The organism is Mycobacterium sp. IDUB_28, assembly GCF_055419285.1.
This window is the reverse complement of record NZ_JBVAXK010000008.1, coordinates 223,591-237,555: the sequence shown is the minus strand read 5'-3', so window position 1 is coordinate 237,555 and position 13,965 is coordinate 223,591. Positions and strand designations below refer to the sequence as shown.

At 64.3% G+C, this 13,965-nt stretch carries 15 protein-coding genes; 9 read left to right on the top strand and 6 right to left on the bottom strand.

All coding sequences use genetic code 11. From position 1 onward, the window contains the following. Positions 1 to 104: 104 nt before the first annotated feature. Positions 105 to 1,916 (top strand): sulfatase-like hydrolase/transferase, encoded by a 1,812-nt coding sequence (locus ACZYZ9_RS18550; RefSeq protein ID WP_463827724.1) that lies wholly within the window; start codon positions 105 to 107, stop codon positions 1,914 to 1,916. A gap of 15 nt (positions 1,917 to 1,931) precedes the next feature. Here ACZYZ9_RS18550 and ACZYZ9_RS18545 read toward each other — a convergent pair whose 3' ends face one another. Continuing rightward, the gene (locus ACZYZ9_RS18545; protein WP_463827723.1) at positions 1,932 to 2,375 is read right to left on the bottom strand and encodes a DUF5994 family protein; all 444 of its coding nucleotides are present in this window, start codon (positions 2,373 to 2,375) and stop codon (positions 1,932 to 1,934) included. 295 nt (positions 2,376 to 2,670) lie between these two features. On the opposite strand from ACZYZ9_RS18545, the gene ACZYZ9_RS18540 reads away from it, so the two are divergent. Together ACZYZ9_RS18540 and ACZYZ9_RS18535 are read left to right on the top strand one after the other, a co-directional pair. Next, positions 2,671 to 2,904 (top strand): hypothetical protein, encoded by a 234-nt coding sequence (locus tag ACZYZ9_RS18540; RefSeq protein WP_463827722.1) that lies wholly within the window; start codon positions 2,671 to 2,673, stop codon positions 2,902 to 2,904. Between the two features lie 91 nt (positions 2,905 to 2,995). After that, complete coding sequence (locus ACZYZ9_RS18535) at positions 2,996 to 3,490, top strand: nitroreductase family deazaflavin-dependent oxidoreductase (RefSeq protein WP_463827721.1); 495 nt, start codon at positions 2,996 to 2,998, stop codon at positions 3,488 to 3,490. Here ACZYZ9_RS18535 and ACZYZ9_RS18530 read toward each other — a convergent pair. Then, positions 3,471 to 4,070, bottom strand: a complete 600-nt coding sequence (locus ACZYZ9_RS18530) for a TetR/AcrR family transcriptional regulator (RefSeq protein ID WP_463827720.1) — start codon at positions 4,068 to 4,070, stop codon at positions 3,471 to 3,473. The genes ACZYZ9_RS18535 and ACZYZ9_RS18530 overlap by 20 nt on opposite strands. A 75-nt stretch (positions 4,071 to 4,145) precedes the next feature. On the opposite strand from ACZYZ9_RS18530, the gene ACZYZ9_RS18525 reads away from it, so the two are divergent. Beyond that, positions 4,146 to 4,979, top strand: coding sequence for a mycofactocin-coupled SDR family oxidoreductase (locus ACZYZ9_RS18525; protein ID WP_463827719.1), 834 nt, complete (start codon positions 4,146 to 4,148; stop codon positions 4,977 to 4,979). Further along, positions 4,976 to 6,178 carry a cytochrome P450 gene (locus ACZYZ9_RS18520; protein ID WP_463827718.1) on the top strand — a complete coding sequence of 401 codons (1,203 nt, stop codon included), beginning with the start codon at positions 4,976 to 4,978 and terminating at the stop codon, positions 6,176 to 6,178. Before ACZYZ9_RS18525 ends, ACZYZ9_RS18520 begins: the two co-directional genes overlap by 4 nt. A gap of 143 nt (positions 6,179 to 6,321) precedes the next feature. Here the strand turns inward: ACZYZ9_RS18520 and ACZYZ9_RS18515 are convergent, their stop codons facing one another. Next, the gene (locus ACZYZ9_RS18515; RefSeq protein ID WP_463827717.1) at positions 6,322 to 6,720 is read right to left on the bottom strand and encodes a DUF4267 domain-containing protein; all 399 of its coding nucleotides are present in this window, start codon (positions 6,718 to 6,720) and stop codon (positions 6,322 to 6,324) included. A 46-nt stretch (positions 6,721 to 6,766) separates the two neighbouring features. Here ACZYZ9_RS18515 and ACZYZ9_RS18510 point away from each other — a divergent pair, with 46 nt between their 5' ends. Genes ACZYZ9_RS18510 through ACZYZ9_RS18495 form a run of 4 tightly spaced genes read left to right on the top strand, consistent with a single transcriptional unit; the run spans position 6,767 to position 10,176 of the window. Continuing rightward, positions 6,767 to 7,657: an SPFH domain-containing protein gene (locus tag ACZYZ9_RS18510; protein ID WP_463827716.1), complete on the top strand. Its 891-nt coding sequence runs from the start codon at positions 6,767 to 6,769 to the stop codon at positions 7,655 to 7,657. A 22-nt stretch (positions 7,658 to 7,679) separates the two neighbouring features. After that, entirely contained in the window at positions 7,680 to 9,389 is a 1,710-nt protein-coding gene (locus tag ACZYZ9_RS18505) for a patatin-like phospholipase family protein (protein WP_463827715.1), read from the top strand. Between the two features lie 31 nt (positions 9,390 to 9,420). Further along, the gene (locus tag ACZYZ9_RS18500) at positions 9,421 to 10,002 is read left to right on the top strand and encodes a DUF732 domain-containing protein (protein WP_463827714.1); all 582 of its coding nucleotides are present in this window, start codon (positions 9,421 to 9,423) and stop codon (positions 10,000 to 10,002) included. A gap of 9 nt (positions 10,003 to 10,011) precedes the next feature. Continuing rightward, on the top strand, positions 10,012 to 10,176 hold the full coding sequence (locus tag ACZYZ9_RS18495) for a hypothetical protein (protein ID WP_463827713.1): 165 nt from the start codon (positions 10,012 to 10,014) through the stop codon (positions 10,174 to 10,176). Here ACZYZ9_RS18495 and ACZYZ9_RS18490 read toward each other — a convergent pair. The 3 genes from ACZYZ9_RS18490 to ACZYZ9_RS18480 form a co-directional block, all read right to left on the bottom strand. Further along, complete coding sequence (locus ACZYZ9_RS18490) at positions 10,166 to 11,101, bottom strand: TIGR03619 family F420-dependent LLM class oxidoreductase (RefSeq protein WP_463827712.1); 936 nt, start codon at positions 11,099 to 11,101, stop codon at positions 10,166 to 10,168. The two genes, ACZYZ9_RS18495 and ACZYZ9_RS18490, sit on opposite strands and share 11 nt — an antisense overlap. Before the next feature lie 49 nt (positions 11,102 to 11,150). Next, a complete protein-coding gene (locus ACZYZ9_RS18485; RefSeq protein ID WP_463827797.1) occupies positions 11,151 to 12,707 on the bottom strand; it encodes a class I adenylate-forming enzyme family protein in 1,557 nt (518 codons plus the stop codon). Between the two features lie 169 nt (positions 12,708 to 12,876). Next, positions 12,877 to 13,956 (bottom strand): NAD(P)H-dependent amine dehydrogenase family protein, encoded by a 1,080-nt coding sequence (locus ACZYZ9_RS18480; protein WP_463827711.1) that lies wholly within the window; start codon positions 13,954 to 13,956, stop codon positions 12,877 to 12,879. Between the last annotated feature and the right edge of the window lie 9 nt (positions 13,957 to 13,965).

Here is a 13,965-nt window from a genome sequence, read left to right as displayed (position 1 = left end):
TTTCGACGGATTCAGTCGTCGAACAGTGCTTGGATAACGAGGTGCCCACCTCCGGCAAGCCGAGGCGCTGCCCGCCGGATCGGCTCGACGATCGGAGAACCCGCATGTCTGACCGCCCCGACATCGTCATCCTGATGACCGACGAGGAGCGCGCGGCGCCGCCCTACGAACCGGCCGAACTGCAGGAGTGGCGCGAGCGGATGCTGCCCGGTCGGCGCTGGTTCGACGACAACGGGGTCAGCTTCACCCGGCATTACACCGGTTCGCTGGCCTGCGTGCCGAGCCGCCCGACGATCTTTACCGGCCAGTATCCCGACCTACACGGCGTCACCCAGACCGACGGAATCGGCAAGCGCTTCGACGATTCGCGGCTGCGCTGGCTGCGCGTGGGCGAGGTGCCGACGCTGGGTAACTGGTTCCGCGCCGCCGGTTACGACACCCATTACGACGGCAAATGGCACATTTCGCATGCCGACCTCACCGATCCGGAGACGGGCGGATCGCTGGCGACCAACGATGACGACGGCGTCGTCGATCCGGTGGCGGTGCAGCGCTACCTGGACGCCGACCCGCTGGCCCCGTACGGCTTCTCGGGCTGGGTGGGTCCCGAACCGCACGGGGCGGGCAACGCCAACAGCGGCTACCGGCGCGACCCGTTGATCGCCGACCGCGTGGTGGCTTGGCTCGAAGATCGCTACGCGCGCCGCCGCGCCGGTGACATCGCCGCCCTGCGCCCGTTCCTGCTGGTGGCCAGCTTCGTCAACCCGCACGACATCGTGCTCTTCCCGGCCTGGGCGCGGCGCAGTCCAGTGCAGCCTGCTCCCTTGGATCCCCCGCATGTGCCGCCGGCACCCACCGCGCAGGAGGACCTGTCCACCAAACCGGCCGCACAGATCGCGTTCCGGGAGGCCTACTACTCCGGGTACGGGCCGGCGCCAGTGATCAGCCGCACCTACAAACGCAACTCGCAGCGCTACCGCGACCTCTACTACCGCCTGCACGCCGAGGTCGATGCGCCGCTCGACCGGGTGCGCCGGGCGGTCACCGACGGTGGCTCCGACAATGCTGTCCTGCTACGCACCTCCGATCACGGCGAACTGCTCGGTGCGCACGGCGGACTGCACCAGAAATGGTTCAACCTGTACGACGAGGCCACCCGGGTGCCGTTGGTGATCGCCCGAATCGGTCACCGCGGCACCGACGCGCGCACCATCGACACGCCGACCTCGCATGTCGACCTGGTCCCGACTCTGCTGGGCGCGGCGGGCATCGACATCGACACCGTCGCCGCAGCACTGGCCGAGTCCTTCTCCGAGGTGCACCCGCTGCCCGGTCGCGACCTGATGCCGATCGTCGACGGAGCCGCCGCCGACGAGACGCGGGCGGTGTATCTGATGACGCGCGACAACGTGCTCGAGGGTGATACCGGCGCTTCAGCATTGTCCCGCCAGTTGGGAAGAAACACGAATCCCCCTGCGCCCCTTCGGATCAGGATTCCAGCCCACGTTGCGTCCAATTTCGAAGGCCTGGTGGTACGCGTCGCTGCTGCCGACGGTGGCGCAGGACATCTCTGGAAGCTGGTGCGCACCTTCGACGATCCGGCCACCTGGACCGAGCCCGGGGTGCGACACCTGGCCGCCAACGGAGTGGGTGGGGAAACCTACCGTACGGACCCGATCGATGATCAGTGGGAGCTGTACGACCTGACTGCCGACCCGGTCGAGACGCAAAACCGTTGGGCTGACCCCGAACTGCTCGAACTACGTCGGCACCTGCGAATGCGACTCAAGCAGATCCGCGCGGAGTCGGTCCCCGAACGCAATCGGCCGTGGCCGTACGCCGACCGGCAACCGCCTGCGGACGGAACGCACGGAGTGCTACGCCGAACGCTCGGGCGGTTGCGCAAACCCGGGTGATCCTGGCACTCCCGTTCAGCAGGGGCGGCGGGTATCCTGTTGACGCGCAGCGTAAATGATCGAGCCTGCGGTATGGAACGGCGTGGAGTCACGGTGGGCGGGTCCGATAGGCAGGTCGGCGGCGCGCCGCAACATCATCTGCGCCAGGGTGCCGTTGGTGCAGTACGGGACGATCAGGACGTTGGCGAGCTGTTCCGCGCCATTCACGCTGATCACGTGCTGCTGCTTATGTTGCCAGCCTTGCCAATTCAAGTCGGGCGGTCGCTGCAGTGGCGGCCAGTTGACGGCGATGCCGGTGACTTCGCCAAGCCGCGCGCTCAGCGCTCCGACCAGCTCCGGCAACTCCGCGCCGATCCGATCGGTACGCGGCCACCACGCCCCGTCGATGTTCTGCCCGAGCTCCAGTGCCAGCGTCAGCCGGATCGGGGTGGCCTGGCGCCGCCCGAGCAACGACGACATCACTGAATCCACGGGGTCGGCGGACCAAACCCCGACCCGGGGCGATGCAGGAGATTTCGTAAGAGCGGTACCGGATTACACACCAGGGGTGTTCCTTCATTCAGCGTCGACGCCCGCGGGTGCGGAACGACGGAGGAATCACATTGCCGGTGTGCGTAGCCTGAGCTGACTACCGCTGACAACGAAACGGCTCGGTCCTGAGGCTACGCCACCGAGGCCGCTGCCGAACAGCTGGATTCAGTTCCGATCAGTGCCGATGCGGCGAATAAGGCAGATGTAGGCGAGTATGGAAAGCATGGCCATAGAAAACTGGTGGGATGCCCCCGAAATCCATCCTTCGGAGATCCGGGTGGGTGATGCCATCGGTACGGTGGACGCCGATCATCTCCGCTACATCGTCAAAATGATCAGCGGCCCGCAATCCGGGCGTCAGCGGTGGACGTTCTTCGGCCGCGACGCGCAGGGCCGGGATCACGCGAGCACGTTCAAAGAAGACGACATGGTTCGCAGGTTCGCCAAAGCGTCCTGAGTTGGCCGGACGCTAATGTAGGCCTACCGCCAAGGACCCACGGGTCCACCAATCGAGCTGGTGACGGCTCCCCGGTGCCGACAGGGGTTGTATGTCTAGGTTTTCGTTGCCCGAGGAAGCGCCGGGGGGTTTGTCGTCGCCGGTGACAGCGAAGGTCATGAAGTATGCGGCCAAGGCGCACGTCGCGATCTTCAAGCTCACCAACGGCCGCATCGGCAAGACCTGGCGGGTGGGCGCCGGCTTTCACAAACCGGTGCCGACCCTGCTGCTTGAGCACCGCGGTCGCAAGTCCGGGAAACTGTTCACCACGCCGCTGGTCTATCTGCAGGATGGCGATGATTTCGTCATCGTCGGCTCGCAGGGGGGCATGCCCAAGCACCCGCAGTGGTACCACAATTTGGTCGCCCACCCCGACACCCAGGTGCACGTGACGGGTCAGCGCAATGTCAAGGTGACGGCCCACGTCGCCACTCCGGAGCAGCGCGCGGAGTTGTGGCCCAAGCTGCTCGAGCTCTATGCCGACTTCGCGAAATATCAGACATGGACGGATCGGGAGATCCCGGTCGTCATCCTTTCGCCGCGTTAGCCGTCAGTCGGAACAGCGCGCGATCCAGCGTCGGCAGTATTTCGGTGATGGGGATCTCGCCGGCGGCGAAGCGCGCCACCAGGCCGTAGGCGAGGTTGGAGATGATCGGCGGCAGGTCGTCGATCAAGTCTGGATCAGCGCCGTCCAACGCGGCGGCAGTGGCGGGGATGACTGCGTCCAGACCCCGGCTCACCAACCGCTGGCCGCCCGGGGCGGAGCGGGCCCGGAAGTACGCCCGCAGCATGTCGGGGTGGCGTTCCCATGGCTCGAAAATCGTTCGAAATATTCGCATCAGGCGCTCGTAGACAGAGGCGTGCGGATCGGGAGCCTGACCGGCCAGGCCCGCGTACCGGTTCTCGTTCATCCAGTACTCAAGGGCGGCCAGGATCAGCGCGTCGCGGTTGGGAAACCGCTTGTAGATGGTCGCCAGTGACGTGCGTGCTCGTCTGGCGACCTCGCGCAGTTGCACCGCGTCGTAGCCGTCGGTCTCCAGGATGTCCACCACGATGTCGATGATGCGGTCCCGCCCGCGTTCCGGCCTGGGTTCGGCTTCGCCGGCCGTTCGTTCAACGCTGACCACATGCACCCTTGCTCTCGTGGAGTAACACGGTTACCGTACCAGGGTGTAACGCCGTTACTCAACGAGGAGATGCAGATGCCAGGTCGGGTTGCAGGCAAAGTCGCGTTCATCACGGGCGCGGCGCGGGGGCAGGGCCGAAGCCATGCCGCGCGGCTGGCTCAGGAGGGTGCGGACATCATCGCGGTCGACGTGTGCCAGCCCTTCGACAACTCTCCGGCGCCGGCGTCCACGGCGGACGACCTTGCCGAGACAGCCGACCTGGTCAAAGGCTTCAATCGCCGGATCGTTGCCGCCGAGGTCGATGTCCGTGATTACGACGCACTCAAGGCCGCCCTCGACAGCGGTGTCGAGCAACTAGGCCGGCTCGACATCGTCGTCGCCAATGCCGGCATCGGCACCATCGCCCCCAAGCTGCACCGTATGGACGAGAGCCTCTGGCAGCAGATGATCGACGTCAACCTCAGCGGCGTCTGGAAGTCAGTCAAAGCCGCGGTGCCACATCTGCTTTCATCTGGCGGCGGCTCGATCGTGCTTACCAGTTCAGTCGCCGGATTGAAGGCCTACACCCACACCGGGCACTACAACGCCGCCAAACACGGAGTGGTCGGGTTGATGCGGTCCTTTGCCGTCGAACTCGGCCCGCAGAACATCCGGGTGAACACGGTCCATCCCACCCATGTGAACACGCCACTGTTGATCAACGAGCAGACATTTCACTTGTTCCGGCCCGACTTGGATAATCCTGGCCCGGACGATCTGGCGCCGATCTGCCAGACCTTCCACACCCTGCCAATCCCCTGGGTCAACGCCGAGGACATCAGCAACGCCGTGCTGTTCCTGGCCTCCGACGAGGCGCGCTACATCACCGGCGTCACCCTTCCCATCGACGCGGGCAGCTGCCTCAAGTGACCATCACCGGCGAAACCGCTGTCTATTACGACCCGTACGACGTCAACATCACCGCCAACCCATACCCGATCTTCAGTCGCCTGCGTGACGAAGCACCGTTGTACTACAACGAGCGCTACAACTTCTGGGCCATCTCGCGGCACGCCGATGTCGAAGCGGCGCTGTCGGATTGGGAGACGTTCTCCAACAGCCGAAGTGACATCCTGGAACTGATCCAGTCCAAGTTCCCGATGCCGCCCGGCGTGATGATGTTCGAGGATCCGCCCAAGCACACCATGCTCCGTGGCGTGATGTCGCGGGTCTTCACCCCGCGGCGGATGGCGGCCATCGAAGACCAGATTCGCCGTTACTGCATCCGGTGCCTGGACCCGCTGGTGGGGTCCGACAGTTTCGACATCATCGCCGAATTGGCTTCGATGATGCCGATGCGGGTGATCGGCATGCTGCTGGGTATCCCCGAGGAAGAGCAGATCGGTGTGCGCGACGCCAACGACGCCAACCTGCGTACCAAAGCCGGCACGCCCATGAAAGTGGCCAACCCCGACGCCATCGCCGATGGCCGCATCTACGCGGACTATGTGGACTGGCGCGCCAAAAATCCCTCCGACGACTTGATGACCTCGTTGCTCAACGTCGAGTTCGAGGACGAAAACGGGGTCACCCGAAAGCTGACCCGCAAAGAGGTGTTGCATTACACCCAGGTGGTCGCCGGGGCGGGCAACGAGACCACAGGCCGGCTGATCGGCTGGCTGGCCAAGGTACTCGCTGAGCACCCCGACCAGCGTCGCGAAATCGCCCAGGACCGTTCCCTTTTGACACGCGCGGTCGACGAGACGTTGCGCTTCGAACCGACCGGCCCCCACGTCGGCCGGTACACGATCCGCGATTTCGAACTCTACGGAACTACGGTGCCGGCCGGCAGCGCGGTGCTGCTGCTATTCGGCGCTGCCAACCGAGACCCGTTGCGCTACAACGATCCTGACATTTTCAACATTCATCGCAACAACATCTCACATCTGACCTTCGGCAAAGGGGTGCACTACTGCCTGGGCGCGAACCTGGCCCGCCTGGAGGGCAGGGTCGCCCTTGACGAACTGCTCAACCGGTGGCCCGAGTGGGAGGTCGACTACGAAAGCCTCAAGCTCGCGCCGACCTCGACGGTGCGCGGCTGGGAACGGTTGCGCATCGTCATCGGATGACGGGATTCCCTGCCTGTCAGCACCACCGACAACCCGACCAACATGCGAAGCACGCAGACACATTCGGCACGATTCAAGGGAACCGATCGACCCGGATCGCCGCTAGTTCATGAGCGGCCACTGCACACCGACCGGCGCCGAGTTCAGTCGGCCGGCGCCTCGACGGCCGCTCGCCGACTCGGACGGGCCGCACCCCATAGCCCGACGCCGATGCCCACTGCCGCCCCACCGAGCCCGACGAGGCGTTGCGCGGGTTTGAGCTGATCGTGCACGCTCAGCCCGCCGATCAGATCGGCCGCGTCCGCACCGCCGGACGCCAGGAACCAACCGCGGGTGTTCTTGCCGCGCAACGCCGCAGCGGCAAGTAGACCACCGATCAGCGCGTCGCGATATCCCATGGATCGCAACAGCAGTTGCGCAGTTGCTGTTTGATCGTCGGGATCGCCCCACAGCTTGTTTGACTTGACCGGGTCGATGAGGAACGACATGCCCGACGCCAGTCGGATGCTGCCCGCAACAAGTGCGGCACGATCGATCGACATGAGCGGAGCTTAGTCTTCCCTCATACCAACGGAGAAGGGGTGCAGAATGACGTGGCAGATTGTGATGGTCGTCTTGTCATTGAGTATCGCGGCCGTCGCAGGATTGGGTTGGATTTTCACCCGCAAAGAACCTGCCCGACAACGCCGCCGGACCGTAGCGCTCGGCTCCCTGGCAGCTGCGGCGATGTTTTTCGTGTTGGGTTCGTTCACGATGGTCGGAACACGCCAGATCGCGATCATCACGACTTTCGGCCGTCCCAACGGGGTGAGTCTGAACAACGGATTTCACGGCAAGTGGCCCTGGCAGGTGGCCCACCAGATGGACGGCGCGGTACAGATCGACAAGTACGTCAAGCACGGTGACCACGACGAACGCATCCTGGTGCGACTGGGCAACCAATCCACCGCCCAGGCCGACGTCAGTATTCGCTGGCAAATCAAACAACACGCCGCGCCCGAACTCTTCCAGCAGTACAAGACGTTCGACAACGTGCGCATCAACCTGATCGAGCGCAATCTGTCGGTCGCCCTCAATGAAGTGTTCGCCGCGTTCAACCCACTGGACTCACAGAATCTCGATGTCTCGCCGCTGCCGAACCTGGCCAAGCGTGCCGCCGACATCATGCGCCAGGACGTGGGCGGCCAGGTCGACATCTTCGACGTTAATGTGCCCACCATCCAGTACGACCAGGGCACCGAGGACAAGATCAACCAGCTGAACCAGCAGCGGGCCCAGACCTCGATCGCGCAGGAGTCACAGCGCACTGCCGAAGCTCAGGCCAGAGCCAACGAAATCCTGTCCCGCTCGATCAGCAACGACCCCAATGTTGTTGTGCAGAACTGTATTACAGCTGCGATAAATAGGGGTATCAGTCCCCTCGGTTGTTGGCCGGGCACTTCCGCCATGCCGACCGTCTCGGTGCCACCCGGCCGGTAGCGAGGGCATAGGGTTGATACCCATGCAGAACCCGTTCGCAGACGCGCTGCGCGGCCGCTGGGTGGGCCGACGAGGGCGGCAGGCGTCCTCGGTCGACGTCGCTGAAGACTTCGAGGACGAAGAAACCAAAGCCACCGACGCCGCGCTCGACGCCGTCGAGCTGCCGTCGGCGGATCCCGCGCTGCTGCTGCAGAAGATGGAGAACCGGCTGGTCCGCAACCACTTGAACAACGACGTCATGAGCGTTGAGCAACTACGCAGACTGCGTTACATCCTCAACTTCGCCCGACTCGCCGACTTCGAACCCGGGGCGGCCGGCCCGGGTGGCAGCCGCGGGCGCGGAGACGTGTCGGTAGGTGCCGAGATCGGGCCTTGGCGGTCCAGGGTCGTCGACGCACTGTATGAACCGTTGCGCGAGGAGTCGGACCCGGTCAAAGCGCTGACAGCGGCTCGGGAGATGTTGCCCGCTCTCAGCGAGGATCAGGACGACCAGCGACGTGTGCTGATCGAACGTCACCGCAACGACTTCTCCGCCGTCGAACTCGACACCGAAGTCGGCTACAAGAAGCTCGTCACAGTCATGGGCGGTGGCGGGGGCGCCGGTTTCGTCTACATCGGCGGGATGCTGCGCCTGTTGGAGGCTGATCAGCTGCCCGACTACATGATCGGTTCGTCCTTCGGCTCGATCATCGGCAGCCTGGTGGCCCGCGAACTGCCGGTGCCGATCGAGGAATATGTCGCGTGGGCCAAGACGGTGTCCTACCGGGCGATCCTCGGCCCTGAGCGGATGCGCCGTCGCCACGGCATGGCTGGTTTGTTCGCGCTGCGATTCGACCAGTTCGCTCAGGCCCTGCTCAGCCGCGAGGACGGCGTACGCCTTCGCATGTCGGACCTGGCAATCCCTTTCGACATCGTGGTCGCGGGGGTACGCAGACAGCCATATTCCGCGCTGCCCTCCCGATTTCGGCGGCCCGAACTAGCGGCATTGCAGGGACGGTCAATCCCGTTCCGCCCCATCGGAATCGGGCCACTGGTGGCGGCTCGGATGTGGCAGGTTTCGGCATTCATCGACTTGCGGGTCGTCAAGCCGATCGTGATCAGCGGCGACGATCCCGCTCTTGACTTCGACGTGCTCGATGCGGCGTCGTTCTCCTCGGCGATCCCCGGTGTGCTGCATCATGAGTCGAGCGACCCGCGGATGCTGCCACTGCTGGACGAACTGTGCGCGGAACGGGAGGTCGCAGCGCTCGTCGACGGCGGTGCCGCGAGCAATGTGCCGGTCGAGTTGGCCTGGAAACGGATCCGCGACGGGAAGCTTGGCACCAGGAACGCCTGCTATCTGGCATTCGATTGCTTTCACCCGCAATGGGATTCGCGGCACCTGTGGATGGCCCCGATCCTGCAGGCGATCCAGCTGCAGATGCTACGCAATCTGCCCTACGCCGACCACCTGGTCCGCTTCGAGCCCACCCTGTCGCCGATCAACCTCGCGCCGTCCGCCGCGGCTATCGATCGCGCCTGCAAATGGGGACACAACAGCGTCGGCAAAGCCATTCCGGTCACCACGGCACTCCTGCAGCCGACCTGGTGGGACGGGGACGAACCCGCTGCCGCCGGTTCCAGAGATCGCGTGCGCGCGAAGTCGGTGGCATCGTCGATGAGTTCGGTGATGGCTGCCCTCCAGGCTCCCGGTGGACGGGTGGCACGGTGGCGTGACCGCTACCTGACCTGAGGCCGCGGACCCCGCGGTCTAACATGACCTCATGGTCGACCCGGTCGGGGGCGCTGACTACAACACCGGCGCGCATGCGGACTCGGCGAGTCTTGCATGGTCTAGCGGTACCGAAGTTCCAGACATCCAGAGCGCGCCGCCGGGTGGGGTCCCCGATGATGCACTCGCTGAACCCGCGATCGTGGAACAGTCATGGGGCACCGTATTGGGCAGATCGGTGGCGGTGCTGCTGATCTGCCTCGGAGTGGCGGCGGTGATCGTGGTCGTGGGTCTGGTGCTGCTCCGAGACCCCTCTCCCGACGCTGCCCCGGCGCGCACCACCGCCGCTCCGACGGCGCCGGCCACCACCACGGCCATCGTCTCTGATCCCGAACAGGACAGCCGCTACATCGCGGCCCTCAATGAGAAAGGCATCGTCTTCGCCAACCCCGATGTGGCCGTCTCGAACGGCAAGGCGGTGTGTCAGAGTTTTGCGGCCAGAATGTCGGTGGCAGAAGTGGTGGCAGAGTTCCGGGCAAGCAGTCCCGACTTCAGCGCACACGCCGAAGACATTGTCGCCGTTTCCGTTCGGGCCTACTGTCCGCAATACAGCAAACTCGTCGCGGGAATGTAGGAGCCGACATTGCCCGTTGAGAGGACAGGTGAGAGCCCGTTGCGGGTGGCAGTCATCTCCACCGGCGGCGTGGGCAGCATCGCAGTGCGGGTCATCGTCCGCACGCCAATCACCGTCGGCGGCCACCTGAACCTGCCGATCACCGCGCCGCGGCACGCGCTGGTCAGTCAGTAGCCGCCCGAAATGCGCTGACCAGTTCCGACAGCACCTCGCCCGCCTGAACCGGATCCGCGGGCAGCGATCCGGAAAAGCGGATGTCGGTGGCGCCGGCGGCCAGCAGCTCAGGCACCACCGCGACTGACGCCGGGACGTCGATCGCCCGATCCGCACCCCGCAGCAACGCCGCGGAACCTTGGACTTGGAGATCATCCGGATCGCCGCCGGCGTCGACGATCGCCTGCTTCATGGCCGGGATGGCGCCGTTGAGGTTGCCGATCGCCGGACCCCACGGGATCCAGCGCTTTCCGAATCTACTCAGCCGACGTGCGACCGCCGGATTCACCGTGCCACTGACCCAGATGGGTATTCCCCCCGCCTGCAGGGGTTTTGGCATCTGGTGGATACCGTCGAAGGACAATTCGGGCGCATCGTAAGTGGCGCGTTGCTGTGTCCACAACGTCTGACACACCTCCAGGGTATGGTCGAGCAACCGTCCGCGACGCTCGAAGCGAAGTCCGGCGGCTTCGTATTCCTCACGCTGCCAACCGATTCCGACACCGAGATCCACCCGTCCACCGGACAACACGTCGAGGGTGGCCAGTTGTTTGGCCAGCACCGCCGGACGTCGCAGAGCAGCCAGCAGCACTCCGGTGGAGAGCCGGATGCGGTAGGTGGTGGCCGCAACCGCGGTCAGGAAGATCAACGGCTCCAGCCAGTTGCCGTCCGGTCCCGTCGGCTGTCTGCCGCCGGTGGTGCCGCCGACCGCGGGGTCGCTATACGCGGCGAGATTCTCACCGAAGACGACGTGATCGGAGATCACCACGCGGTCAACGCCGAGGGCGTCCATGGCCTGCGCCGTACGCAGCGTTGCGGCCCAGTCCTCGTCAGGACGGTCGCTGAAGGTCCGCAGATACAGCGACAGTTTCGGACGTTGCGTCATAGACGTCGAGCCTACGACGAGAGCCTCAGTCAATCGCGACGAAGGTCGCCTATCCCGAACCGTACTGCGCCCGGATTTGCTTCTTGAGCACCTTGCCGTTGAGGTCCCGCGGTAAGGCCATCACGAGTTCGAGTCGCTCGGGACATTTGTAGCGACTCAATCCCTGCTCGTTGCAGTGGTCGCTGAGCATCCCCAGCGTGACATCACATCCAGGTTGCGGCACCACGACGGCGCAAACGCGTTCTCCCGTGCGAGAATCGGGCACTCCGATGACCGCGACATCGGCGACGGCGGGATGTGTGGCCAGCACGCCTTCAATCTCCAGCGCGGAGATGTTCTCCGCGTTTCGGATGATTGCGTCCTTGATCCGCCCGATGACGACCACGTTGCCGTCGGCGTCGACTTGCCCTTGGTCTCCCGTGCGAAACCAGCCGTCGCGGTCGAAGGCGTCCTGGTTCAACGTCTCATCGACGTATCCCAGGAAGCATTGCGGTCCTTTGAGACGCAGTTCACCGTCCACGCCGACACCGACCTCACGCTCGCGGTCGTCGACGACACGCACTGAGACCCCCGGGACTGGGCACCCCACCGTTCGGTCGAGCAGATCGGGCGCGGCATCCGTGGTTTGGGACGTCGCGACGGGAAACTCGGTCAAACCCCAAGAATTTGCAATGCCATTTACCGAAAACGTCTCTCGCACCTGCCTTCCCAATTCTGCAGTGATCGGTCCGCCGCCTCCTACACAGCCACGCAGGTCGGGATACAGCGGTTCGGCGCCATGTGCCCGCTGCGCGGCCGTGAAGGCGACGAAAAACGGTGTCGCGGTGCCCAACAGCGTCGGCCGGTGTGCCGCCAACGCGTGAGGTGTAATTGCAGGGTCGAACACGTCATACAGGATCAATCGCATGCCGGTGCGCAGGCTTGCCGCCAGCATGATGGCGCCGCCGATATGCGAGATCGGAAACGCGATCGGGTTGACGTCGTTGCTTGATGCGCCGACCATGGCGACCACTCCCGTAGCTCCCGCCATCACCGAACGGTCGCAATGGCGAACACCTTTCGGTGCGGCCGTCGTACCCGAGGAGTAATAGATCCACCGTGGATCGTCTCCGTTGGTCGGCGCTGCGCACAGCGCGGACAAATCTCCCACAGGCAGGCGAAGCCGATCGGTGATCGGCGCGTCGTGGTCGATCTCAATAATTGACAGCGGCCGTTCTGCCGCAAGTTTTTTCGCCTGTGCCCTATGGTCAAAACCACGCCAACGGCCGGGAACGACAAGCACATCGGTCGCGATTTGTCTGGTCACGAAGCGAAGTTCCCTTTCCCGCCAGATCGGCAGGATCGGATTCTGCACCACACCCAGGCGGGCGAGCGCAACCATTATGACAACCGCTTCCAACGTAGTCGGTAACTGCCACGACACCACGGCGTCTTCGCGGACCCCTGACGCGACCAATGCCGCCGCCGTACGCTGCGCTTCATTTCCGAGCTGTGCGCAGGTGAGGCTGCGACCATAACCATCAGCGAGCACAACACGATCGGGATGCGCGTTGGCAGCCGCCTCGACCAGACCCCAGTACGTCGCACCGGACAATTGCGTGCTCACGTGCTCCGACACGTCCGGAGACTTTTCTCGAGATTGTTCGAGTGCGCCACCATAATCCGCATTCTGGCAGAGCGGCCTGACGATCTGCTCAACCGCTTGCTCCGACCCCCTTCATCGCTGATCCGTCACTGAAACTCGCGCCGACGTTTTGTCCATGGCTCGGCGAGAGTCATTTCCTCCACATGAGACCGTGAACAGCCGCTGCTTGCGGAATCTCGTCGGCGGCAATCAATCCCGCTGGAGCGCGACAAACCCATTCGATGACATTCAACACCCGCGCCGCTGTCGAGATGCAACCGGCGACTGTCGTGTCGTACAACGGATGGGAGACATGGGTATTGATCTCTATCCGGGGTTCTCCCTCAACGACGACCCGGTGCACCCCAGGCTGGCCCGCCGGCGGGAACGGCCAATCCGGCGCGGCAGCGTCAGTGAGTCGGGTGATGTGTTCGATGGTAATCACCGGTTCGCCGTCCACCACACCTTCGACCGCGAACCGGACCGCAGCCATCCCGCCGGGCTCCACCTTGGTCATGATGCAGTCGATTGGTTCGGTTGTGTACCAGCGCTCATCCCGCTGCCGCACTTCCTCGAGAACTATCCCGAGCTGATCCGCCAAATTGTTCACCGCGCCACCGAACATGGACACGATTACCCCGGGCAGGAAGAGCATCGGCGGATCGTCATCCTGCTTCAGTCCGAAACCCATTGACGTACCGGTGAATTCGTAGTCGTCGTAATTCCCGTAGTCGAAGATTTCCTGGACGGTGATCGAGGAGACGCGGGTGCTGAGGCTGCAGGCCGCGTAGACCAGGGTGTCACCGGAGAACCCTGGATCGATACCGTTGACGTACAGCGATGAGTTGCCGGTTTCGCACGCGCTCTGCAGCGGATGTCGGAGCCAATCCTCAGCGTGGTGCGGCGTGGCCAGCCAGACCAACGAGGTGCCGACAACATTGGTGCCTGCCGCCAGGAATCGTGACATCTGGTCGATGGCCTCCATGGGCCGCGTCTCACCCAACGCGGTGTACACCACGCAGTCGGCCCCGAGCGCGATCAGAGCGTCAATGTCGTCGGTGGCGACCAGTCCGGTCGCTTCGTTCAACCCGCACAGCTCGGCGGCGTCTCTGCCGACCTTATCCGGACCCGAGGCATGGACTCCGACCAGTTCAAGATCTGGGCGTCCGATGATGGCCCGCAACGAATGTCGCCCTACGTTGCCGGTCGAGAACTGAATCACCCTGCGCACGACGGCCGC